Here is a 23,043-nt window from a genome sequence, read left to right as displayed (position 1 = left end):
CCAATGCCTATTGCCTTTTTATTAACGCTATAATTTCTTTGTATTCTTCAGGATTGTTCAAAAAATCTTTTTGGGAAACATCAATAATGAGCGTTTTCAGATTTTCTTCAGTTTTAATAAAACTCGAGTAACCCCGATGAATTTTATCTAAATATTCCGGAGCGATATTCTGTTCATATTCCCGGCCTCTTTTTTTGATATTTTTAAGTAATTGCGGGGTATCCTGATAAAGATAAATGTACAAATCGGGTTTTGAAATTTCTTTGTACATAATGTCGAACATTTTTCTGTACAAATAAAATTCATCTTTCTGTAAAGTGATTTGCGCAAAAATAAGTGACTTAAAAATGTAATAATCCGAAACAATAAAGTTTTTAAACAAATCAAACTGAGCCAAATCATCTGAAAGTTGCTGATAGCGATCGGCTAAGAAGCTCATTTCCAGCGGAAAAGCGTAACGATCATGGTCTTCATAAAATTTAGGTAAAAAAGGATTGTCGGCAAAGCGTTCCAGTATAATTTTCGCATTAAAATCTTCGGCAATCATATTGGCGAGTGTCGTTTTTCCTGAGCCTATATTTCCTTCAATAGCAATGTAATTGAATTTTTCGGATAGAGAAGTTGGGCGCTTAAGTGTTAAATCGGTTTTTTCAATAGAACTGTTGTCGGTGCAATTTTCCAGACAAGTTTGAATGCGTTGTTTGGTAATTGGATGGATCAAATTAGGTGCAATTTCAGCCAAAGGAACCATAACAAACTTTCTGTTCAGCATGTCTTTATGAGGCACAATCAACGCCTTTGAAATAATAATTTCAGTATCAAAAAGCAATACGTCAATATCAATATTCCGTGCTTTATAACCTTTTTCAGAAGTGCGGATTCTACCTAAGGAATGCTCAATTTCGTGAATGGAATTTAATAATTTTTCTGGGTTTAACCCCGTAGAAATTCTGATGCAAACATTTAAGAAATCTTCACTTTTAAAACCCCAGGATGCTGTTTTATAAACGGAGGAAATTCTGTCAACAGCACCTATTTTTTCTGCAATGAAATCAATAGCCTGCTGCAAATTTTCAAGCTTGTTCCCCTGGTTGCTTCCCAACGATAAATATGTAGGTCTTAATATTTGCATAAAGTGAATGCAAAGAAAAGAAAAGTATCAGATAAATACATATCTTTGCCCTTCAATTTATAAACATTTATAAACTTTTTTTGTATTTAAAATTCAAGGTTAGCATGAGATTTTTGAGAAATTTAATAGCGTCAATTTTAGGGACGCTAATTGCATTAGGTATTTTGTTCATTTTATTTATAGTGATAGCCCTGGCTTTAGGAGAATCGGAAAAAGTGGTGGTTAAAAGCAATTCAGTACTGGAAATAAAATTGGATGGCGAAGTGAAAGATTATGCCCCAAAAGGGACAGATTTTCTTGAGGAATTTTTAGCGTTTAGAGATGAAAAAATGGGATTGAATGAAATTGTCAATGCCATTGAAAACGCAAAAAACGATAAAAATATTAAGGGAATAAGCATTAATACGCTGAATGTAAATGCAGGGATTTCACAAACTCAGGCCATCAGAAATAAATTGGAGGAATTTAAGGAATCCGGTAAATTTATTATGGCCTACGGAGATGTTTACAATCAGAAATCTTATTATTTAAGTTCTGTGGCCGATTCTGTTTTTATGAATCCTTTGGGAGGAATAGATTTTAAGGGGCTGTCTTCTGAAGTATTGTTTTTTAAAGATTTTCAGGACAAAACCGGCGTGAAAATGGAAGTAATCAGACATGGAAAATATAAAAGTGCTGTTGAGCCATTTTTATACAATAAAATGAGTGATGAAAACAGAGAACAAATTACCACATTTTTACAGTCTATTTGGGATGAATTATTAGTGGATATCTCAAAAAGCAGAAATAAAGCAATTGAGGAGTTGAATGATGTTGCCGATAATTTATGGGCACGAACCGCTACATTGGCCGTTGAAAACAATATTGCTGATGCTGCTGTTTATATAGATGAATATGATGCCAAATTAAAAATGGCTTCAGGTATTTTAGCGGATGATGAATTGTCTAAGATTACGCTTTCGAAATATATTTCTACAGGAAAAGGTCGGGTTATTTCAACCGCTTCCAATAAAATTGCGGTAATTTATGCGCAAGGTGAAATTATTTACGGCAAGGGAAATGAAGATCATATTGGACAGGAATTAATCATAGAAGCACTACGCAAAGCTAGAAAAGACAAGAACGTAAAAGCAATTGTTTTACGGATAAATTCACCAGGAGGAAGCGCGTTGGCTTCAGAATTAATTTGGAGAGAATTGGAATTGACTAAAAAGGAACTTCCGTTAGTGGTTTCTATGGGTGATGTTGCCGCTTCTGGAGGATATTACATAGCTTGCAATGCAGACAGGATTTTTGCGGAGCCAACAACCATTTCAGGATCTATCGGTGTTTTTGGCGCTTTGCCAAATATGAGTAAGTTGGCCGATAATATTGGAATAAATGCCGAGCAGGTGAGCACCAATAAAAGCCCAAATTATAGTCTTTTTGAACCCATTACCGATGAGTTTAGAACGGTAACCACAGAAGGTGTTGAATACATCTACACAACATTTGTTGAAAGAGTTTCTGCAGGAAGAAATATGACCGTACAAGCAGTTGACAGTATTGCTCAAGGTCGTGTTTGGTCTGGGGTAGACGCTTTACAAATTGGGTTGGTGGATGAGCTTGGCAGTTTGGACGATGCTGTAAGTTATGCCGCTGAATTGGCAGCAGTTGTTGATTATAAAGTGCGCAATTATCCTGATTATAAATTAAATTTAGGAGATAAATTGAGTGGTTTTCCTTTCATGAAATCAAAAGAAAAAGCGATGATTGAAGCATTGGGATTGGAAAATTATAAAACATACCAAATCCTTAAACAATTTTCTGAAATTAAAGGAATACAGGCAAGAATGCCTTTTGTGCTGGAAATTAAGTAAGTTAATTATAGGCGCTGAAAGGTAACAAAACTGTAATCGTATTTATTTTTTTCGTCGGCTTTAAAATCTTCTCGTGATCTTTCTTTCCATATTGTTTTATCAATTTCAGGAAAAAAAACGTCTGCATCAAATTTATGGTGAACAAAAGTTAAATCGAGTTTGTCTGCAAATGGCATTGCTTGTTTGTATATTTCTGCGCCGCCCAAAATAAACGGATTCTCATCTTCCTCTTTGGCAGCCTTAAGCGCTTCTTTTAAAGAATTTACGATCACACATCCTTCAGCTTTGTAATTTTTATCTCGCGTGATAATAATATTTATTCTGTTTGGAAGTGGTTTTCCCAAAGATTCAAATGTTTTTCGGCCCATAATAACGGCGTGATTTAAGGTCATTCTTTTGAAACGTTTTAAATCGCCCGGTAGATACCAAATCAATTGATTGTCTTTTCCCAATGCATTATTATCGGCTATGGCAGCCATTATAGTAATCATTCTTTTATATAATTTTTTGTGTGTCTTCCGTTGTATTTAATTCGGAACTAGATGGTGTATTTTCATTTTTTATAGCAGCTTTGCTGGCCATATCTTTTTCTAACTTTGCGATTTTCAATTCTTGTTTTTGGACTAGTTTTTCTGTTTCGATGCGTTCCCACTCTTTTCCCATGAATTTATGGGTAACAAATACATTGATGAAATGTAGGACAAAAAAGAAAAACCATAATGTTATGGCCCAAACAAACCAATTTTCAACAAACGATTCCCCTACATTTAGCACCTTGTTAAGCAGAATTAAAAAAACGGAGCCTACTAAAAAAATGATAAAATGGTTATAAAGTCTCTTTTTTTGTTTTGTGCGATTTCGGGCATTTTCGTATAATTCGTGTTGTTCGTTCATTGCGTTCATAGTTACATGCTTTTGACCCATTCTTTAATATAAGCAGTGAAATCTTCTGTTTCATTTGCATGATCATTTTGAAATTTTCCAGATGCATTTGCTAAAAATTTTGAAATATTTTCATCTGAAGTATTAAAAAGGCGAGCAATGCATTTTAATAGTTCAACATCTTCAATTTCGGTTATTCTTTGAATTATTTTGCTTTTTAGTTCTGGTGCGTTCATTTTGCTTTTTTTTAAATGAAGTCTAAATATATTAAATGTTTTACTAATTCTGTATTAAAGAATTAATAATTTTTTAAGTATTATTCGGCATCAAAATATTTTAATATTGATTGAAGATTCTATGATTCCTCTTTTTATACGGAAACTTCTCCTTTAATATGTGGGTGTGGATTGTAACCAACTAAATTAAAATCCTCAAAGTTAAAATCGAAGATGTTTTTTATTGATGGATTAATTTCCATTTTTGGCAAACCCTTTGGTTCTCTTGACAGTTGTAAATCAATTTGTTTGCTGTGGTTGTTGTAGATATGCGCGTCGCCGAAAGTATGAACAAAATCACCTGGTTTTAAATCGCAAACCTGCGCAACCATCATGGTGAATAAGGCATAAGAAGCAATATTAAAAGGTACACCTAAAAAAATGTCGGCACTTCGCTGGTACAATTGGCAGGATAATTTACCATCGGCTACATAAAATTGAAAAAAGGCGTGACAAGGAGGTAAAGCCGCTTTGCCATTGGTCACGTTGTCGGAAAAAGAAACAGAGGTGTTAGGCAAAACACTTGGGTTCCATGCTGAAACTAACATTCTTCTACTGTCGGGATTGGTTTTTATAGTATTTATAACTTCAGAAATCTGATCAATACCTTCACTATTCCAGTTCCGCCATTGATGTCCGTAAACCGGTCCTAAATCACCATTTTCATTCGCCCAGGCATCCCATATTTTTACATTGTGTTCTTTCAAATATTGAATATTGGTATCCCCTTTTAAAAACCACAACAATTCATAAATGATAGATTTTAAATGCAATTTTTTTGTAGTCAACATAGGAAAACCTTCGCTTAAATCAAACCGCATCTGGTAGCCAAATACACTTTTTGTTCCAGTTCCTGTTCTGTCCTCTTTTAGCGTTCCTTTCTCTTGAACGTATTTAATTAAGTCTAGATATTGTCTCATTTTGTTGTTTAGTCGTTTAGTTGTTTACTTGTTTATTTGTGAAAGTGTATATGATTAAACGATTCAACTAATAAACAGCAATACAATTTATTATCCAATAATCATCCCTGCAATTGTTGCTGAAAGTAAAGAGGCTATGGAACCTCCAATAACTGCTTTTAATCCAAGCTCCGACAATGTTTTTCTTTGACCCGGCGCTAGGGAACCAATGCCTCCAATTTGAATTCCGATTGAAGCAAAGTTGGCAAAACCACACAACATATATGTTGCCATAATGACTGATTTGCTATAGGTAAGATGGGTTATATTGGCCATGTTTTTTAATTCAGCCAGTTGAATATATCCCACAAACTCACTCGCAGCTAATTTTACGCCCAATAATTGTCCCATCAGCATCATATCTTCTCTGGCTACGCCAATTAACCACATTAATGGCGCAAAAATAGTTCCTAGAATAGATTCCAAAGAAAATTGTTGGTATGGAGTATATTCAGTTATCAACCCATTTAAATGGGTAACGGAGCCAACCCACCCTAAAATACCGTTTAGCATAGCGATTAAAGCAACAAAAACCAGCAACATTGCAGCAACATTGGCGGCTAATTTTAATCCTTCCGTAGTACCATTAGCGATGGCATCTAAAATATTTGATCCAATTTTTTCCTGGGAAACTTTTACGTCTGTATTAATTTCTTCGGTTTGTGGATACAGGATTTTTGAGATTACTATGGCTCCTGGTGCTGCCATTACTGAAGCAGCCAGTAAATGTTTGGCAAATTGCAGACGCAAAACAGGATCACTTCCGCCTAAAAATCCAATGTAAGCCGCTAAAACACCTCCCGCAACTGTGGCCATTCCGCCAATCATCACCAATAATATTTCTGAACGATTCATGCGTTCCAAATAGGCTTTTATCATTAAAGGCGCTTCTGTTTGTCCTAAAAAAATATTTCCTGCAACCGATAAACTTTCAGCGCCTGAAATTTTTAATAATTTGGTCAATACCAATGCCAGTCCTTTGACGATAATTTGTATAACGCCCAAATAAAATAACAAGGAAGTCAATGCGGAAAAGAAAATAATTGTGGGTAGAATTTGAAACACAAATATAAATCCGTAGGAATCAATATTCATTAAACCACCAAATAAAAATTGGCTGCCGGCTGCCGTAAAATCTAAAATATTGGTAAAAATTCCACCAACAAATTCGAATATTCTCTGAACAAAAGCAACTTTTAAAACACCAATGCCAATAAGCAATTGGGCAGTTATACCTATGCCGACTGTTTTCCAGTTAATGGCTTTTCGGTTACTGCTTAACAAATAGGCAATAAGAAGCAAAGACACCATTCCCAAAACCCCGCGCCACAATGAAGTTGTTGTGAATCCTTGGTTGTCGATAATTGTGTTTTGGAGGGTTTCTTGTGCGTTTATTGAAAAAATACTGAAGAAGCAAAGGATTGCTAAGCTTGTTTTTTTTAGCATAAAGTTTGTTGTTAAGAAGTGCGTTTAGTTATTTCGTCGCGAATTTTTGCGGCCAATTCATAATCTTCATTTTGAACAGCTTTACTTAAGTTTTTATTTAATTCTTCAAGAGTATCTTTTGAAAATGAACTTGCTTTTTCAGGTTCATCAATTAATTTTTCAATGCTTAAGGTATCCTTCTCGTCCGTTAATTCATCTTTGGCTTTTAAATAGATTCCTGCTTTATCCAAAATATTTTCATAAGTATAAATTGGCGCATTAAATCTTGTTGCCAAAGCAATAGCGTCTGAAGTTCGGGTATCAATAATTTCTTCAATTTTATCGCGTTCACAAATTAAACTTGAATAAAACACGCCATCAACCAATTTATGAATGATAACCTGTTTAATTGCAATGTGAAATCGGTCGGCAAAAGATTTAAATAAGTCGTGTGTAAGCGGGCGGGGAGGTTTAATTTCTTTTTCCAAAGCAATGGCGATACTCTGTGCTTCAAAAGCCCCGATAACAATCGGCAACGTTCTTGACCCCTCTACTTCGCTCAAGACCAAGGCGTAAGCGCCGCTTTGTGTTTGACTGTAAGATATTCCTTTTATATTTAGGCGAACTAAACTCATAAGTTAAAATTAACAAAAAAGACTGTCTAATCAAAGGATTTTATCCCAATAATTAGGCAGCCTTATTTAGAGGCACAATTTAATAAAATTATGCGTTATTTGCTTTAAATTCTTTTAACTTTTCAATTAATTTTGGAACTACTTCAAAAGCATCACCAACAATACCGTAATCTGCAGCTTTAAAGAAAGGCGCTTCAGGATCAGTATTAATAACCACTTTAACTTTTGAGGAGTTTACACCGGCCAAATGCTGTATGGCGCCTGAAATTCCAATGGCAATGTATAAATTTGAAGAAACGGGTTTTCCTGTTTGTCCAACATGTTCACTGTGAGGTCTCCAGCCCAAATCCGATACGGGTTTAGAACACGCTGTCGCTGCTCCCAATACGCCGGCCAGTTCTTCTATCATTCCCCAATTTTCTGAGCCTTTCAAACCTCTTCCTCCTGAAACTACAATATCGGCATCGGCAATAGTAACTTTACCGGAAGTTTGCTCAATAGACGTTGAGGTAAGATTGCTTTCAGCCAAAACAGGAGAAAATTCTTCTGTGGTTCCCGAAACCATGTTTTCAGCCAATCCGAAGGAATTTTTTGCAAGTGCAATCACTTTAATTTCGGTTAGTATTTGAGTGTTGTTAAAAGCTTTGTTGGAAAATGTTTTTCTTTTTATCGTAAAAGGAGACGTTTCACTTGGCAACGCAATCACATTGCTTGCGTAACCTGCATTTAAACTGGCGGCAACCATTGGAGCAAAGTACAATCCGTTTGTATTTGATTCGATGATTACAACTTGTGCGCTTTCTTTTTCAGCAGCTTGTTTAACAATATTGGCATATACTTTCGCATTAAAGGGTTTCAATGCGGTATTTGCGACTGTTAGAATTTTTTCGGCACCATAATTATATAGTATGGCTGACTCACTTGAATTTATCGTCAATACCACTAAGTTGGTTCCCAATTGCTCAGCAACTTTTTTCCCGTAGGAAGTTACTTCTAAAGCAGATTTTTTAAATTTTCCTTCCGATGATTCGGCAAAAACTAATACTGACATATTATTTTTAGATTTTGGATTTTGGATTTTAGATTTTAGATTTGTTTTTTCTAAAATTAAAACTAAAATGAATTTATATTTTTAATTCTTTTTTAACAATAATGCATTAAATTACTTTTGCTTCGTTGTGTAATAAATTAATGAGTTCTTCTACATTGTCTGCATCCACTAATTTACAAGCCGATTTTGCTGGCTGTTTTTCAAAAGAAACTATTGAAGTTGTTGGATTTCCATTGGAAGGTTCAACAATTGTTAATGGTTTTTGACGCGCCATCATAATGCCGCGCATATTTGGAATTCGCAAATCTTTTTCTTCAACCAAACCTTTTTGTCCAGCTATAATTAAAGGAAGGTTTGAGGAAAGAATTTCTTTTCCGCCGTCAATTTCACGGGAAATAGTGGCTTTATCTCCTTCAATTTCAAGTCCGATACAAGCATTTACGAAATTATAGTCTAAAAAGGTGGCAAGCATTGCAGGCACCATTCCGCCATTATAATCGATAGATTCTTTTCCGGCAAGCACCAAATTGTACCCGCCATTTTTTATCACTTCGGCCAATTCTTTTGCAACGGTAAAACCATCTAAAGCTTCAGTATTTACCCTAATGGCATCATCGGCGCCAATAGCTAAAGCTTTTCGCAATGTAGGTTCGGTAGTGGCATTCCCAACAGTAGCAGCGGTTACGGTAGCTCCTTGTTTTTCTTTAAACCACATGGCTCTGGTTAGGGCAAATTCATCATATGGATTTATCACATATTGCACTCCGTTACTGTCGAATTTTGCATTATTTTCTGTAAAATTAATCTTCGAAGTAGTGTCCGGAACGTGACTGATACAAACTAATATTTTCATGAAATCTGGGTGTTTGGATATTTGGTATAAAATTACACGTCTTTTTATTTATTATGCTACGAATATACTATTTTTTTTAAATATATTATGCACGCATAGTAATTTTTTTATTAAAACATTATTTTTTTGATTGAATTGTTATATTGCTTAATTTTGCAAATCCTAAAAAACTGATTAAGATGAGGACTATACAATTTAGAGAAGCCATATGTGAGGCAATGAGTGAAGAAATGCGCAGGGATGAAGCCATTTACCTGATAGGAGAAGAAGTTGCTGAATACAATGGTGCTTACAAAGCTTCAAAAGGGATGTTGGATGAGTTTGGAGCAAAACGCGTTATTGACTCTCCAATTGCAGAATTGGGATTTACGGGAATCGCAATTGGATCTGCAATGAACGGTAATAGGCCAATTGTGGAATATATGACCTTTAACTTTGCCTTGGTAGGCATTGACCAAATTATAAATAACGCCGCAAAAATCAGACAAATGTCGGGCGGACAAATAAATTGCCCAATCGTGTTTAGAGGTCCAACAGGATCTGCAGGCCAATTGGGAGCTACGCATTCACAGGCATTCGAAAACTGGTTTGCAAATACGCCCGGTTTAAAAGTGGTGGTGCCTTCAAATCCTTATGATGCAAAAGGATTGTTAAAAGCCGCAATAAGAGATGATGATCCGGTTATTTTTATGGAATCAGAACAAATGTATGGAGATAAAGGTGAAGTGCCTGATGGAGAGTATATTGTTCCAATTGGGGTTGCCGATATAAAAAGAGAAGGAACAGATGTAACAATAGTTTCTTTTGGAAAAATAATTAAGGAGGCTTATAAAGCCGCTGAAATTTTAGAAAAAGAAGGGGTTTCCGTTGAAATTATAGATTTACGCACCATTAGACCAATGGATAGTGAAGCCATTTTTAAATCGGTAAGAAAAACAAACCGATTGGTTATTTTGGAAGAAGCATGGCCATTTGGCAGCGTTTCATCAGAAATTACTTTCCAGGTACAAGAAAATGTATTTGATTATTTGGATGCACCTGTTAAAAGAATTACCACTGCAGATACACCTGCACCTTATTCTCCTGTTTTATTGGAAGAATGGTTACCAAATGCGAACGATGTTGTAAAAGCTGTAAAAGCAGTATTGTATAAAAAATAAGGGCATAGAATTTGCCCAACAATTACCTTTCAAAATGATAATGATATTGAAAGGTTTTTTTATGATGACTAAAAAAAATATTCCCCTAAGTTTTCTGTTTTCGCTTGTTTTTTTTGCTGGGTTTTCCCAGGTAAAAATCGGTGGTGTTGTTAAGGATGAACACAATGAATCCATTCCATTTGCCAATATTGTTTTTGTGGGTTCATCCACAGGAACAGTTTCTGATGAAAACGGCAAGTTTTATATGGAATCCAGTAAGACCTATAACCAAATAGAGATCTCTTTTTTGGGCTATGAAACCAAAACAATTTCTATAAAAAGCAGAGATTTTAATTTAACAATTATTTTAAAAGAACAAGCTGCACAATTAGAGCAAGTTTTTATTTACAGTGGAAAGGTGAAGAAAAAAGGGAACCCGGCCATTGCCATATTAGAGAAAATTTGGGCTAAAAGACGACATAACGGCATCTATTTATTCGATCAATTTCAATATGAAAAGTATGAAAAACTGGAATTTGACATGAATAATGTGGATAGTGCAATGATAAAAAGTAAGCTTTTTAAAGGGATGGAATTTATTTTTGACGGAATAGACACTTCATATGTTACCGGAAAAGCCTTTCTGCCTATTTTTATCAATGAATCTGTATATAAGTCTTACGGCAAAAACAAGGGCGGTAAAAAACTTCGGGAAGATTTGGTGGCCAATAAAAATTCAGGATTCAATAACAATCAAAATGTAATTGCATTTATAAAAGATCTCTATGTGGACTATAATATTTACGACAGCTACATTAAAATTTTCGACAAAAGTTTTGTAAGTCCAATTTCAAAAGCAGTGGGCGTTTCAACCTACAACTACATTTTGGCCGACAGTGCCTTTATTGACAATAAATGGTGTTTTAATATTCTGTACTATCCCCGCAGAAAAGGCGAACTGACTTTTAAAGGTAATTTTTGGGTGAATGACAGCACTTTCGCCATCAAAAAAATTAATATGCAGGCCAACAAAAGCGCCAATATTAACTGGGTAAAAGATATTTATATTGAGCAGGATTTTGATGTTTTAAATGATTCGGTGTTTTTGTTGCAACGGGATTATATGATGTCTGATTTTAGTTTGAACAAAAAGGACAAATCAAAAGGTTTATATGGAAAAAGAACCACCATGTATAAAGATTACAATTTCAACCAAAAGAAGGAAGATGCTTTTTATAATGAGGAGATAAACCCTTATGATAAAAATATTTATACAAAAAATGATGACTACTGGGGCGAAAACAGACATGAAAAGCTAAATGAAAATGAATTGGGAATCTATAAATTGTTAGATACCTTAGCCACAGTTCCTAAATTTAAACGCATCTATAATTTGGTTTCCATTTTAGGGTCAGGTTATATCGAGTTTAATAAATTTGATTTCGGTGATGTTTTTTCAACCTTTGGAAAAAATGATGTTGAAGGATGGCGTTTACGCGCTGGTGGAAGAACTTTTTTGGGTGGAAATGAACCTTGGCGCCTGCAAGGATATACGGCCTACGGATTTAAAGACGATAAATTTAAATACGGTTTATCAGGAAAATGGATGTTAAATCCTAAAAGCAGATTTACCATTGGAATGGGGAACAGGCGCGATGTAGAACAAATAGGCGTTAGCTTAACCACGACCAATGATGTTATGGGCAGAAGTTTTGCTTCATCTTCCTTATTTTCTTCGGGAGACAACAGCAAGCTGACTTCAATTAATTTGTCAAATTTCTATATGTCGATTGAACCTCGTGATAATTTAGAATTTCGGGTAGGTACATCTTACAGAACACTGGAATCGGCTTCGCCGGAAACTTTTAATCTCGATTATTGGGTGGATAAAGAAAACAATATTAAAAAAGCGGAATTGGCACAGTCCGAAATCGATTTTTCTGTGAGGTATACTCCAAACAGAAAGACCATTGGTTATGGCGTGGAACGCAATGAAGTAACCGACACCTATTCCACCTTATTTCTAAATTATTCAAAAGGTATTAAAGGCGTATTTAACAGCGATTTCGATTACCAAAAAGTTCAGTTTTATTACCGTCAGCCTATCCTAATTGGAGGTCTTGGAAGAATGTTTACCACTTTTGAAGTTGGGAAAACATTTGGCGAAGTGCCGCTCGGACTGCTAAATGTGGTGCCTGGAAATCAATCCTATTTCACCATTGAAAACACCTATTCCCTGTTGGATTATTATGAATTTGTGACAGACACTTATGCCTCACTTCATGTTGAACATAATTTTAACGGAAAATTCCTTTCTAGAATTCCATTATTAAGAAAACTAAACTTGCGCGAAATTGTTGGCGTAAAAGGGGTTTGGGGAGAAATTTCCGATAAAAACATAGCATTAAGCGCATCAAACATAAATTATGTAGCACCTACAAAAGGGTATTATGAATACAGTGTTGGAATAGGCAATATATTTAAAGTTTTCAGAATTGATTTTAGCTGGAGAGGAAACTATAGAGATATACCAAACGCTAATAATTTTGCCATTAAGGGCGCCTTCGGTTTTCATTTCTAATAATTGAATAAATTAACACATAAAAAAGTATAAATTAGGTACTTTTGTAAAAATTAAATAAAAAGAAAATGGGTTCTAAAACCAAAAATACCTTTGATGTATTAATTGAAATACCAAAAGGAAGCAGGAACAAGTATGAGTATGATTTTGTGTTGCATAAAATCAGATTCGACAGAATGTTATTTTCCTCTATGATGTATCCTGGGGATTATGGATTTATTCCTGAAACATTGGCATTGGACAAAGATCCATTGGATGTTTTAGTGTTGGGCGGTGAACCAACGTACCCTATGTGCGTTATGGAAGTTAAGCCTATTGGCGTATTTCATATGACCGATGAAAAAGGACCGGATGAGAAAATTATTTGTGTGCCTATTTCTGATCCAATTTGGAATGAGTTAAATGACATTTCCGACATGAATCCTCATCAGGTAAAAGAAATTGAACACTTTTTTCAGGTATATAAAGATTTGGAAAAAAAGAAGGTTGATGTTGGCGGTTGGGGAGATGTAAAAGAAGCTTATGAGATCGTGGCGCAATGTACAGAACGCTACGATTTGAGTGAACACAAGAAAAAGAGAACATTTACCATATAATTGATAAATTAAAGACCTTAAAATTAAACCTTCTTTAAAAATTAAAGATGGTTTTTTTTATCTGTCTAATTTTATTAATTTTAGCCCCATTAAAAAAAATTAACTAATGATAACTAACAAATAATAATAATGGAATTAATCGTAAAATTTTTACCCCTATTTGGTGTTGCAGCACTTGTTTTTGTGTTTTTCAAAAACTCTTGGGTGACTAAACAAGATGCAGGAAATGAAAAAATGACTAGAATTGCAAAGAATATTGCCGATGGAGCAATGTCATTTTTGAAGGCTGAGTACAAAATACTTTCAATTTTTGTGGTTGCCGTAGCCGTCCTTCTTTACTTTAAAGGAACTTATGAAGTAGGTTCTAGCGGAATGGTTGCCGTATCATTTATTGTTGGAGCTTTTTGTTCAGCATTAGCCGGTTTTATCGGAATGAGAGTTGCCACCAAAGCGAATGTAAGGACTACACAAGCTGCCAGAACTTCCTTAGGAAAAGCATTAGAAGTTGCTTTTGCAGGGGGTGCTGTAATGGGCTTAGGTGTTGTTGGTCTTGGCGTTTTAGGTTTGAGCTCATTATTTATGATTTATAGCGGACAAGGATGGGAAATTTCAGAAATACTTAATGTGCTTTCTGGATTCTCATTAGGAGCATCGTCAATTGCTTTATTTGCACGTGTTGGTGGTGGAATTTATACCAAAGCAGCCGATGTTGGAGCTGACCTTGTTGGGAAAGTTGAAGCAGGTATACCTGAAGATCACCCATTAAATCCTGCAACCATTGCAGATAATGTTGGAGATAACGTTGGTGATGTTGCTGGTATGGGAGCCGATTTATTTGAATCATTTGTTGGTTCAATTATTGGAACAATGGTATTGGGAGCTATAATTATTACTCCGGGATTTGACGGATTAGGTGCGGTATATTTACCATTGGTGTTAGCTGCAACCGGGATTGTGATGTCAATTATTGGAACTTTTTTCGTAAAAGTAAAAGATGGCGGTAATCCACAAACTGCTTTAAATATTGGTGAATTTGGTTCAGCAGCTTTAATGGTTGTTGCCTCTTATTTTGTTATTAATGCTTTAATACCTGAATCAATTGAAGGATTGCCTTTTGGAGCTATGGGTGTCTTTTGGGCAACAATTGCTGGTTTAGTAGCTGGTTTATTAGTAGGGAAAGTTACAGAATATTACACAGCAACTGGTAAAAAACCAGTAATGTCTATTGTAAGACAATCTGAAACTGGAGCAGCAACAAATATTATTGCCGGTTTAGGCGTTGGAATGATGTCAACAGCCATTCCAATTTTGTTAATTGCGGCTGCTATTTTAGTTTCTCATCATTTTGCAGGTTTGTACGGTATTGCTATTGCAGCCGTTGGGATGTTGGCAAATACAGGAATTCAATTGGCTGTTGATGCTTACGGTCCAATTTCCGACAATGCCGGTGGTATTGCAGAAATGGCTGAATTGCCTAAGGAAGTACGTCAGCGTACAGATAAATTAGATGCTGTTGGAAACACAACTGCAGCGGTTGGTAAAGGATTTGCAATCGCTTCTGCAGCATTAACAGCTTTGGCTTTGTTTGCAGCGTTTATGCAAACTGCCAATGTTACTTCTATTGATGTGTCTCAGCCAAAAATTATGGCTGGTTTATTAATAGGAGGTATGTTACCGTTCGTTTTTTCTGCATTGTCTATGAATGCCGTAGGACGAGCAGCTATGGCAATGATTGAAGAGGTTCGTCGCCAGTTTAGAGACATTCCTCAGCTAAAAGCTGCGCTAGAGGTTATGAAAAAATATGATTCGGACATGACTAAAGCAACTCCGGAAGACAGAAAAATATTTGATGAGGCTGACGGTGTTGCGGATTATGCAAAATGTGTTGAAATCTCCACAAAAGCATCTTTAAGAGAAATGGTATTTCCAGGATTAATGGCAATTGCAGTACCTGTAATTGTTGGTTTTGGTGATAAATGGTTTGGTATTGGCGGACCTGAAATGTTAGGTGGTTTATTGGCCGGTGTAACAACGACAGGTGTTTTAATGGCTATTTTCCAATCGAATGCAGGTGGAGCCTGGGATAACGCGAAAAAAACTATTGAAGAAAAAGGACTAAAAGGAACAGATGCCCATAAAGCGTCAGTAGTTGGAGATACTGTTGGTGATCCATTTAAAGATACTTCAGGACCTTCATTGAATATTTTATTGAAATTAATGTCAGTTGTGGCCTTAGTAATCGCGCCAAGCATTATGTTACCAGATAATAATGCTGACTTTTCTTCAGAAAATGCGCCTACAGAAATGGTTACTCAAGAAATTTCTAAAGAAGTTCAAGTTATAATGACGACGAATGAAGATGGGTCTGTAAAAGCTGTTGTAACAACTACTACAACAGAAAAAGGGACAATTTCGACAGACGAAAAAGTTTTTGAAGGAACTGAAGCTGAGGTTAAAGCTGAAATTCAAAATCTTAAAGGCGTTAAAGTTGAGGTGATTACACCAACAACTGAAGAGTAAATTCTAAAGAAGCTTAAATTTTAAAGTATTTTATAAAAAAAATCCTGCCAACTGGCAGGATTTTTTTATGAGGTAAGCTGGATGAAAAGAAATATTTCAGCTGATTTTCTGAATCATTGGGTTGAAAGCTTTTGAGGCCACCAATACTTTTGTCCCTACTTTTAACTCATTTATTTCATCTTCAGTGGCAATTACTTTTATGATATTTGATCCCGACAGCACACTTATGATGTAAATCACATCGCTTTTTTGAATAGCGATAATTTCTCCGTTGAGTTTAAATTTACTACTTAATTTATCTTCCGAAAAAATAAAAGAGGGGGTTCCTTCTTTTATGATTTTTCCCTTTTCAAGCAAAATTACTTTATCGGAAAGTTTAAATATTTCAGGTAGGTGATGGCTCACCAAAATGGTAGTGAGTTGGAAATGCTGGTGCGCTTTTAAAATATAATCCTGAAGCTTAAATCGCATTTCGTCATCAAGTGCAGAAAGCGGCTCGTCGAGCAACAATATTTTTGGTTTACTTGCAATTGCCCTAGCCAAAGCGACACGCTGTTTTTGTCCGCCTGATAAATGTTGGGGTTTGCTGTTTTGCAGAGATTGCAATTCCATCAATTCCAACAACTCATTTACAATGTTTTTATCATGGCCTTTTTGAAGTGCAAAAGCCAAATTTTCTCGAACGCTTAAATTAGGAAATAAGGCATAATCCTGAAATACAAACCCGACCGAACGTTTTTGTATGGGCAGCATTATTTTTTTTTCGGTGTTGTTCCAGCATTCACCATCCACTTCAATCAGTGATTTTTCTGTGTTGGTGAGTCCTGCCAAAACTCTGAGAATGGTCGTTTTTCCAGCACCTGAATTTCCGTAAATGGTAACAAACTGTCCTTTATCAACAGAAAATGACACCTCCAAAGGAAGTTTTCCGTCGGCTGTTTGAAGTGTTTTAAATGCGTAAAATTTAATCATTATTAAACGGATTTGCTTTACTGAAGGTGTTGTTAATGAGGTAAACACCCAAAAGAATTGAAAAAGTGAAAACAAACAGGATGCCGGCATATAAATTTGCGGCATCATAATTCATGGCCTGCACTTCATCATAAATGGCAATGGAAGCCACTCTGGTTTCTTTAGGGATGCTTCCGCCAATCATTAATACAACGCCAAATTCACCAACGGTGTGCGCAAAAGTCAATACAATTCCTGTTAAAATGGATGATTTTATATTGGGTAGCAAAATTTTGGTAAGCGTGGTAAATCTCGATTTTCCCAAGGTGAAAGAAGCTTCTTTAAGTGAAGCTGGCAGATTTTTTAATCCCGCCTGAATGGGGTGAACCATAAAAGGCAAACTGTATATTACGGAAGCAATAATCAATCCTTCAAATGAAAAAACCAAACGGATGTCAAAATACTGGTCTAAAAATTTACCAAAAGCATTTTGCGGACTAAAAGCAACCAATAAATAGAAACCCAAAACAGATGGGGGCAATACCAGTGGCAGACTTACAATGGCCTCCGCAACAGATTTAAATTTGAATTTACTGTAGGCAAGCCAATAACTGAGCGGTAAGGAAACCACCAGTAAAATAACCGTTGTTATCAAGGCCAGTTTGGCAGTTAACCATAAAGGATCTAAATCAATCATTGGGAGATAAACTAATTTCGTTCGTTTTTATCAATGCCAAAACAGCATCACCATTTTTCAAATTTAAGGTTTTGCAGGCATTGGTGGTTATAAGAGATTTAATGTCAAAATCTTCAAATCTCAAATGCAATTCCGTTAAAATTTCTCCAAGTTTCATGGAAATTATAGTACAGGGAATTTTATTCTGTATGCTGATGTTCAGTAGCTCATTTTTAGCAATAATCACTTCGGTTTCTTTAAAATATACGTTAACCCTATTCCCGATTTTAAAATAAACTTCGGATTCTGGTGTATCAATAATAATGGAAGTGAAAATGACGCCTCCAACTTCAATTTTAACCAAAGAAAGTGATTCGCTGCCATGGATACCTGTGATATTTCCTATAAGAACATTCATTAAAATTTAGTTTCTTTTTGGGTAAATCCGAAGTGTTTTAAAATCATGATTGCTTTTGACGATGCCATAAAATTATAAAATTCTAGAACGTTCGGGTTATTTTTGGCGTGTTCTAAAATGACATAGCCCTGTTCCAGTGGCTTGTGTGATTTTTCGGGGATGACATAATATTTCCCTCCTTCTTTCTTCATGTTGGGAGATAAAGCCAATGACAATGCCACAATACCAATATCGGCAGCGCCAAGCTGAACAAACTGGGCGGTTTGGGAAATATTTTCTCCAAATACAAACTTGCTTTTTACGGTATCGTAAATTTTATAATACATCATGCTTTCTTTGGCTCTTTCACCGTAAGGGGCGTGTTCAGGGTTTGCGATGGCTATTTTATTCAGGTTGGGATTGAGAAGTGCGTTCATTTTTTCAATATTTGGATCAATTTTTTTGCTCCAGATGACAATGCTGCCAATGCCATAAGTTTTTACATCAGAAAGGGTTAATCCAAGTGCTGTTAGTTTTTGTGGATAGCTCACATCCGCAGAAAAATACAAATCAAATGGCGCACCGTATTGAATTTGTTCTAAAAATTTACCTGACGAACCATAGGTTACCTCTATTTTATGAGTCGGATATTGTTTGTGATAAATCGAAATAACGGAGTCTAACGCAAATTTTAAATCGGAGGCTGCCGCAACAGAAACTTTATGGGCCTGAACATTGCAACCTTCAAATATAAAAGTTAAAATTAGTCCTAAAAATAATTTTTTTATCATTTTATTCGTCGTTAAGAACAGAGGGTCTTGTAATTGCTCCAGACTTTCAAACATCGTCCTTAAACATTCAAAAATACTAAAAAGCGGAAGAACTTAGGGCTGTTTAAGGAGTTTTAAATAAATATTGGGAAAACCGCCATAAATAAGATGAGTTAAGAAAAGTATCTAATTTGTAGCTAAATGGCACTCTTGGTATTGTATTTTTTATATTTAATTACAATATTGTTTTACCTCGACTTTTAACGATTAATAAACAGAAATTAAGCAGATTTATTCGGTGTCATTTGATGCCATGATTTTAAATGCCAGCTCATTTTTTCCATTGATTCTATATTCATAAATAGACCTGCCCTGAATATGCCCGTCACTATAGTCGGCAATGACCCACCTGTTTCCGAGCAATTGAATTTTTCCATAGTTCATAGTTCCTCCCAAAACGCCTTCAGGAATTAAGTCTGCCCTTTTTTGAAGGGCGTTTTCAACAAATTTCTCAGGATTTGTAATTCCCTGACGGGTTAAATGAGAACCGTTGAAATCAGGATCAAACCAGTAATTTTTCTCGTCTTGGCTTATTTTAATTAAAGAGTCGTTTAAACTTTTCAGGAGTTTAATTTCCCTTTTTAAGGAGTCGTTTTTAAAGTTTAACTGCTCAGTTTCATTAGGTAATTTGTTAGTTTTAACAGCATCATTTTTACAGCCCAAGAATAAAAATCCAATAATTAATAAAATTGATATATGTTTCATTTTTCTGAGTGAATTAATGTATTACGACTTATTTTAAAACGTTGTTCATTTTAAATTATTTCATTAAGGCAATTTTGGTTTTTGTTTATTTAATTTCAGACAATCTGTAAAAAAACTTTAATTAAACAACCTTTTGAAAAACCCTGTAATTCCCGTTTCGTGGTAAGGGTCACATTCCATATCATCATAAATATGATAAGGAATTGAAAACGGGGTGAGGAATTGTTTTCTCAATTTGGCGTCCTGTTCTATGCCGCGAAGCACATTTCCAACAATAGGCAATGCCAATGAAGATCCCGATCCTTGCCCACTGTAAAAATGAACATCTGGCGTGCTGGCTCCTACCCAGGTGCCAATTACCAAATCGGGCGTATAGGCAATAAACCATGCGTCTGTATAGTTCTGGGCTGTACCCGTTTTACCGGCAAGATCTGCATAAACTCCATACTGATTTCGTATTCTCGTTCCAGTTCCCTGATTGATGGCTTTTTGCAAAATAGCCGTAATCATTTGGCTGGTTTTTACACTGAAAACTTTTTCAAGTTCGGCAGCTTCTCTTTTATACAATATTTTTCCGCTGGCGTCGGTAATTTTATTGATCATCACAGGCTCGGTTGTTTGACCTTTATTGGCGAATGCACCATAAGCACGTACAATTTCAAAAAGCGATAAATCGAGTGTGCCCAAAGCAATTGAAGGCGCATCATCCTTAGTGTGAGGAAAATTTAGTTTGTTGCAGGTATTAAGAAGCTTCTCTCTACCCACTTTAAAGTATAAGTCAACCGTTGGCAGATTCATGGAGTGGGATAGTGAATACCATAACGCTACTGTGCTGTCCTGAGTGGATTTGTAATCAAAATTTTTAGGCGCCCAATTTTCGTATTCAGGATATACTTTTTCAACATTCTCCATATAGTTGCAGGGTTCAAAGTCATCTTCAAATGCAGTGGCATATAAAATGGGTTTAAAAGCCGAAGCGATTTGCCGGTGCGACTGTACCACATCAAAAGGAAGCTTCCTGAAATCATTGCCGCCAACCCAGGTAATGACGGCGCCGTTTTTTGGATTGGTGATGAGCACCGCAGCATTTAACATTTTATAATAATGCCATAAACTGTCTATTTTACTCATTTTTTTTGTTTCGACCCCTTTCCAGTCAAAAACTTCAATATTTCTTTTTTCCTGGTCTTTATCTGTTAGGTTACGCTCAGCTTTTAGTTTCCTGAGCCATTCTTTTTTAAAATTTCGGTTTTCAAGCTCTTTGTCCAGCACTTTTTGCATTTTGGCCAAATGTTTTTGGATGCCGTCGGTAGCCATTTTCTGAACCTGCATATTCAGGGTCGTGTATATTTTAAGGCCGTCTTTTTCAAGGTTATATTCCTTTTTGTTTTCGTCTTTGAGATTTTCTAAGATTTTCAACGCTTTTTGCTTTACCTGATGTACAAAATAACCTGCAGGCGCTTCCAAAGTAATGTTTTCATAGTGAAGTTTTAACGGCAATTTTTGCAGGCTGTCTGCTTCTTTAACCATCAAATAAGCTTGTTTCTCCATCAAATCCAAAACCATATTTCTGCGTTCAAGCGAATTTTTTGGATTCAAACGCGGATTAAAAGTGGTGTTTGCTTTTAATAAACCCACCAAAACAGCCGATTCTTCCACCTTTAATTTGCTGGCTGGTTTGTTAAAATACCTTTGGGAAGCAGTTTCAATTCCATAAAGATTTTCTCCAAATGGCACTGAATTCAGATAAAGCAATAAAAGTTCCTCCTTGGTGAACAAAGACTCTATACGCGCTGCAATAATAATTTCCTTCACTTTATTTACCGGCATACTTAAAATGCTGAAATCATGACGGCCATATAAATTTTTAACGAGTTGTTGGGTCAAAGTGCTTCCGCCTCCTTTATTGTCGCCCATCAGGACACTTTTGAAGAAAACGCGAAAATAACTTTGAAGGTCATAACCTCTGTGGGTAAAGAAACGTTTGTCTTCGGTGGCAATCAAAGCGTTTTTAAGATGATCGGGTACTTGATCCCAGGTGATATTTGTACGATTTTGGGCAAAATATTTCCCTATGATTTTGTTGTCGGAAGAAATGACTTGTGTTGCTTCCTCATTGCTGGTTGAAGCCAGTTCCGCTTTGTTGGGCAATGGCCCAAAAATTCCTATATATACAGCAAAAAAGAACAGGACGCTTAGCAATATTAACGATGAGATTGCTATTAAAAAGTATTTCAGGTATTTTTTAAAAAGAGGATTTTCCAGGAACTGCATACATCTACGTCTATAATTATGGTGAATTTAGGCTAAAGATTTTAGAAAAGACAACAAATTATGAAATACGCATTTATTGTTTTCACCTAACTTCTTTATAACTATGTGCGAGGACTCAACAATCTTGCCAAAAGAATGCTCATGTGATTTTCTTCTTTTGTGTAAAATCTTTGTAAAAAAATGACAGATTAATTCTTAATTTGTTTATGTCCTGTTTAAAATTATTTAAATGGACATTTCTTGAAATTTCTTTCTAAATTTTAAAGGGTTTGAAATGTTAGGGAACACTTCTTTTGTGCCTCCAGAGCCAACAATTCTAATAGTTCCATAGCCTAGTATTCTGCCCAAAATTCCCTGATCAACATTTACGCTTTCAATTTTTGAGTGGTTCATTTCGAAAGTTTTTCTGCTAATTAGGCCTGTCTTAATAATGACCCGTTTGTTTGTGATTGCAAATTCGTCGGTGTATCTGTCAATCATTGGCGCAATAAACAAAGTAAAGATTGATCTTAAACTGAAGAAGATAATCCAATGATAAGCGGTTTCCAATTCAACACGTTCATCGTTGATTAAATTGTTGTCTATGTATTTCCCCATTTTTTATATGTCTCACTCTTTTAAATTGAACGTTTGAAAAGTTTAGTTTAAAAAAGTCCGTTTATTTGGGCGTCAATTTTGTTGATTACAGAATATAAATCTTCAGGGTTGTCCACAAAATTTAATTTATCAACATCTATAATCAATAAATTTCCTTTGGTGTATTTGGTAATCCAGGCTTCGTAGCGTTCATTTAACCTGCTTAAATAATCAATGCTGATGGAGTTTTCGTATTCGCGGCCTCTTTTATGAATTTGGCCAACCAAAGTTGGGATGGTGGCTCTTAAATAAATTAATAAATCGGGCGGGGAAACCAAACGTTCCATCAATTCAAACAGTGATTCATAATTCACAAAATCACGATTGGTCATTAAGCCCATGGCGTGAAGGTTTGGGGCGAAAATTCGGGCATCTTCATAAATGGTCCTGTCCTGAATTAGGTTTTTGCCGCTTTCTCTTATTTCCAATATTTGGCGGAACCGGCTGTTTAAAAAATAAACCTGCAAATTAAACGACCAGCGCTCCATTTCACCGTAAAAATCATCTAAATAAGGATTCTCTTCAACAGATTCGTAATGGGGTTCCCATTTGTAATGTTTGGCTAACAGTTTAGTAAGGGTGGTTTTACCTGCGCCTATATTACCGGCAATTGCTACGTGCATAATTTATTTTTAAGTGAATATGAAAAAAGCTAATTTACTTAAAT

At 35.6% G+C, this 23,043-nt stretch carries 22 protein-coding genes; 5 read left to right on the top strand and 17 right to left on the bottom strand.

The genetic code is table 11. The features are described from left to right. Positions 1-7: 7 nt before the first annotated feature. The gene (folK, locus tag ABY285_RS03180; protein ID WP_372766941.1) at positions 8-1,132 is read right to left on the bottom strand and encodes a 2-amino-4-hydroxy-6-hydroxymethyldihydropteridine diphosphokinase; all 1,125 of its coding nucleotides are present in this window, start codon (positions 1,130-1,132) and stop codon (positions 8-10) included. Between the two features lie 104 nt (positions 1,133-1,236). Here folK and sppA point away from each other — a divergent pair, with 104 nt between their 5' ends. Then, positions 1,237-2,991, top strand: coding sequence for a signal peptide peptidase SppA (sppA, locus tag ABY285_RS03175; protein WP_372766939.1), 1,755 nt, complete (start codon positions 1,237-1,239; stop codon positions 2,989-2,991). Between the two features lie 5 nt (positions 2,992-2,996). Here sppA and ABY285_RS03170 read toward each other — a convergent pair whose 3' ends face one another. The 8 genes from ABY285_RS03170 to ABY285_RS03135 form a co-directional block, all read right to left on the bottom strand. Then, positions 2,997-3,482 carry a dihydrofolate reductase gene (locus ABY285_RS03170; RefSeq protein ID WP_372766937.1) on the bottom strand — a complete coding sequence of 162 codons (486 nt, stop codon included), beginning with the start codon at positions 3,480-3,482 and terminating at the stop codon, positions 2,997-2,999. A 4-nt stretch (positions 3,483-3,486) separates the two neighbouring features. Continuing rightward, entirely contained in the window at positions 3,487-3,894 is a 408-nt protein-coding gene (locus ABY285_RS03165; RefSeq protein ID WP_372766935.1) for a 2TM domain-containing protein, read from the bottom strand. 2 nt (positions 3,895-3,896) lie between these two features. After that, a complete protein-coding gene (locus tag ABY285_RS03160; protein ID WP_372766933.1) occupies positions 3,897-4,109 on the bottom strand; it encodes a hypothetical protein in 213 nt (70 codons plus the stop codon). Between the two features lie 134 nt (positions 4,110-4,243). Beyond that, a complete protein-coding gene (locus ABY285_RS03155) occupies positions 4,244-5,068 on the bottom strand; it encodes a thymidylate synthase (protein WP_372766931.1) in 825 nt (274 codons plus the stop codon). Positions 5,069-5,158: 90 nt separating this feature from the next. Then, the gene (locus ABY285_RS03150) at positions 5,159-6,553 is read right to left on the bottom strand and encodes a NupC/NupG family nucleoside CNT transporter (RefSeq protein WP_372766929.1); all 1,395 of its coding nucleotides are present in this window, start codon (positions 6,551-6,553) and stop codon (positions 5,159-5,161) included. Between the two features lie 11 nt (positions 6,554-6,564). Then, positions 6,565-7,167 carry a bifunctional nuclease domain-containing protein gene (locus ABY285_RS03145; protein WP_372766927.1) on the bottom strand — a complete coding sequence of 201 codons (603 nt, stop codon included), beginning with the start codon at positions 7,165-7,167 and terminating at the stop codon, positions 6,565-6,567. 88 nt (positions 7,168-7,255) lie between these two features. Further along, complete coding sequence (locus tag ABY285_RS03140; RefSeq protein ID WP_372766925.1) at positions 7,256-8,218, bottom strand: electron transfer flavoprotein subunit alpha/FixB family protein; 963 nt, start codon at positions 8,216-8,218, stop codon at positions 7,256-7,258. Between the two features lie 106 nt (positions 8,219-8,324). After that, positions 8,325-9,071 carry an electron transfer flavoprotein beta subunit/FixA family protein gene (locus ABY285_RS03135; RefSeq protein WP_372766923.1) on the bottom strand — a complete coding sequence of 249 codons (747 nt, stop codon included), beginning with the start codon at positions 9,069-9,071 and terminating at the stop codon, positions 8,325-8,327. Between the two features lie 179 nt (positions 9,072-9,250). On the opposite strand from ABY285_RS03135, the gene ABY285_RS03130 reads away from it, so the two are divergent. From ABY285_RS03130 to ABY285_RS03115, 4 genes are all read left to right on the top strand, one after another. Continuing rightward, positions 9,251-10,231, top strand: a complete 981-nt coding sequence (locus ABY285_RS03130) for a pyruvate dehydrogenase complex E1 component subunit beta (RefSeq protein WP_372766921.1) — start codon at positions 9,251-9,253, stop codon at positions 10,229-10,231. A gap of 64 nt (positions 10,232-10,295) precedes the next feature. Beyond that, positions 10,296-12,791 (top strand): DUF5686 family protein, encoded by a 2,496-nt coding sequence (locus ABY285_RS03125; protein ID WP_372766995.1) that lies wholly within the window; start codon positions 10,296-10,298, stop codon positions 12,789-12,791. 68 nt (positions 12,792-12,859) lie between these two features. Continuing rightward, positions 12,860-13,387 (top strand): inorganic diphosphatase, encoded by a 528-nt coding sequence (locus ABY285_RS03120; RefSeq protein WP_372766919.1) that lies wholly within the window; start codon positions 12,860-12,862, stop codon positions 13,385-13,387. A gap of 129 nt (positions 13,388-13,516) precedes the next feature. Next, complete coding sequence (locus ABY285_RS03115; RefSeq protein ID WP_372766917.1) at positions 13,517-15,907, top strand: sodium-translocating pyrophosphatase; 2,391 nt, start codon at positions 13,517-13,519, stop codon at positions 15,905-15,907. A gap of 96 nt (positions 15,908-16,003) precedes the next feature. On the opposite strand, the gene ABY285_RS03110 is transcribed toward ABY285_RS03115, so the two are convergent. From ABY285_RS03110 to ABY285_RS03075, 8 genes are all read right to left on the bottom strand, one after another. Further along, positions 16,004-16,879, bottom strand: a complete 876-nt coding sequence (locus tag ABY285_RS03110) for an ATP-binding cassette domain-containing protein (protein ID WP_372766915.1) — start codon at positions 16,877-16,879, stop codon at positions 16,004-16,006. Continuing rightward, positions 16,872-17,555 carry a molybdate ABC transporter permease subunit gene (gene modB / locus ABY285_RS03105; RefSeq protein WP_372766913.1) on the bottom strand — a complete coding sequence of 228 codons (684 nt, stop codon included), beginning with the start codon at positions 17,553-17,555 and terminating at the stop codon, positions 16,872-16,874. Before modB ends, ABY285_RS03110 begins: the two co-directional genes overlap by 8 nt. Further along, positions 17,548-17,952: a molybdopterin-binding protein gene (locus ABY285_RS03100; RefSeq protein ID WP_372766911.1), complete on the bottom strand. Its 405-nt coding sequence runs from the start codon at positions 17,950-17,952 to the stop codon at positions 17,548-17,550. Before ABY285_RS03100 ends, modB begins: the two co-directional genes overlap by 8 nt. Further along, positions 17,952-18,722, bottom strand: coding sequence for a molybdate ABC transporter substrate-binding protein (modA, locus tag ABY285_RS03095; RefSeq protein ID WP_372766909.1), 771 nt, complete (start codon positions 18,720-18,722; stop codon positions 17,952-17,954). The genes ABY285_RS03100 and modA overlap by 1 nt, the downstream gene beginning before the upstream one ends. A gap of 270 nt (positions 18,723-18,992) precedes the next feature. Then, positions 18,993-19,466: a hypothetical protein gene (locus ABY285_RS03090; protein WP_372766907.1), complete on the bottom strand. Its 474-nt coding sequence runs from the start codon at positions 19,464-19,466 to the stop codon at positions 18,993-18,995. Between the two features lie 117 nt (positions 19,467-19,583). Beyond that, a complete protein-coding gene (locus tag ABY285_RS03085; protein WP_372766905.1) occupies positions 19,584-21,740 on the bottom strand; it encodes a transglycosylase domain-containing protein in 2,157 nt (718 codons plus the stop codon). 225 nt (positions 21,741-21,965) lie between these two features. Continuing rightward, a complete protein-coding gene (locus tag ABY285_RS03080) occupies positions 21,966-22,337 on the bottom strand; it encodes a PH domain-containing protein (protein WP_372766903.1) in 372 nt (123 codons plus the stop codon). A 47-nt stretch (positions 22,338-22,384) separates the two neighbouring features. Beyond that, positions 22,385-22,999: a deoxynucleoside kinase gene (locus tag ABY285_RS03075; RefSeq protein ID WP_372766901.1), complete on the bottom strand. Its 615-nt coding sequence runs from the start codon at positions 22,997-22,999 to the stop codon at positions 22,385-22,387. Positions 23,000-23,043 lie beyond the last annotated feature (44 nt).

This window comes from Lutibacter sp. (assembly GCF_041555395.1).
Taxonomy (GTDB): Bacteria; Bacteroidota; Bacteroidia; order Flavobacteriales; family Flavobacteriaceae; genus Lutibacter.
This window is presented reverse-complemented; position numbering and strand designations above follow the sequence as displayed.

Excerpts from the sequence above, each read along its gene's own strand:
- ABY285_RS03085 (WP_372766905.1), bottom strand. The coding sequence starts at position 21,740 with ATGCAGTTCCTGGAAAATCCTCTTTTTAAAAAATACCTGAAATACTTT.
- ABY285_RS03160 (WP_372766933.1), bottom strand. The coding sequence starts at position 4,109 with ATGAACGCACCAGAACTAAAAAGCAAAATAATTCAAAGAATAACCGAA.
- ABY285_RS03110 (WP_372766915.1), bottom strand. The coding sequence starts at position 16,879 with ATGATTAAATTTTACGCATTTAAAACACTTCAAACAGCCGACGGAAAA.
- modB (WP_372766913.1), bottom strand. The coding sequence starts at position 17,555 with ATGATTGATTTAGATCCTTTATGGTTAACTGCCAAACTGGCCTTGATA.
- ABY285_RS03150 (WP_372766929.1), bottom strand. The coding sequence starts at position 6,553 with ATGCTAAAAAAAACAAGCTTAGCAATCCTTTGCTTCTTCAGTATTTTT.
- ABY285_RS03090 (WP_372766907.1), bottom strand. The coding sequence starts at position 19,466 with ATGAAACATATATCAATTTTATTAATTATTGGATTTTTATTCTTGGGC.
- ABY285_RS03135 (WP_372766923.1), bottom strand. The coding sequence starts at position 9,071 with ATGAAAATATTAGTTTGTATCAGTCACGTTCCGGACACTACTTCGAAG.
- ABY285_RS03120 (WP_372766919.1), top strand. The coding sequence starts at position 12,860 with ATGGGTTCTAAAACCAAAAATACCTTTGATGTATTAATTGAAATACCA.
- ABY285_RS03130 (WP_372766921.1), top strand. The coding sequence starts at position 9,251 with ATGAGGACTATACAATTTAGAGAAGCCATATGTGAGGCAATGAGTGAA.
- modA (WP_372766909.1), bottom strand. The coding sequence starts at position 18,722 with ATGATAAAAAAATTATTTTTAGGACTAATTTTAACTTTTATATTTGAA.
- sppA (WP_372766939.1), top strand. The coding sequence starts at position 1,237 with ATGAGATTTTTGAGAAATTTAATAGCGTCAATTTTAGGGACGCTAATT.
- ABY285_RS03075 (WP_372766901.1), bottom strand. The coding sequence starts at position 22,999 with ATGCACGTAGCAATTGCCGGTAATATAGGCGCAGGTAAAACCACCCTT.
- ABY285_RS03155 (WP_372766931.1), bottom strand. The coding sequence starts at position 5,068 with ATGAGACAATATCTAGACTTAATTAAATACGTTCAAGAGAAAGGAACG.
- ABY285_RS03145 (WP_372766927.1), bottom strand. The coding sequence starts at position 7,167 with ATGAGTTTAGTTCGCCTAAATATAAAAGGAATATCTTACAGTCAAACA.
- ABY285_RS03125 (WP_372766995.1), top strand. The coding sequence starts at position 10,296 with ATGACTAAAAAAAATATTCCCCTAAGTTTTCTGTTTTCGCTTGTTTTT.
- ABY285_RS03100 (WP_372766911.1), bottom strand. The coding sequence starts at position 17,952 with ATGAATGTTCTTATAGGAAATATCACAGGTATCCATGGCAGCGAATCA.
- ABY285_RS03165 (WP_372766935.1), bottom strand. The coding sequence starts at position 3,894 with ATGAACGCAATGAACGAACAACACGAATTATACGAAAATGCCCGAAAT.
- folK (WP_372766941.1), bottom strand. The coding sequence starts at position 1,132 with ATGCAAATATTAAGACCTACATATTTATCGTTGGGAAGCAACCAGGGG.
- ABY285_RS03115 (WP_372766917.1), top strand. The coding sequence starts at position 13,517 with ATGGAATTAATCGTAAAATTTTTACCCCTATTTGGTGTTGCAGCACTT.
- ABY285_RS03170 (WP_372766937.1), bottom strand. The coding sequence starts at position 3,482 with ATGATTACTATAATGGCTGCCATAGCCGATAATAATGCATTGGGAAAA.
- ABY285_RS03080 (WP_372766903.1), bottom strand. The coding sequence starts at position 22,337 with ATGGGGAAATACATAGACAACAATTTAATCAACGATGAACGTGTTGAA.
- ABY285_RS03140 (WP_372766925.1), bottom strand. The coding sequence starts at position 8,218 with ATGTCAGTATTAGTTTTTGCCGAATCATCGGAAGGAAAATTTAAAAAA.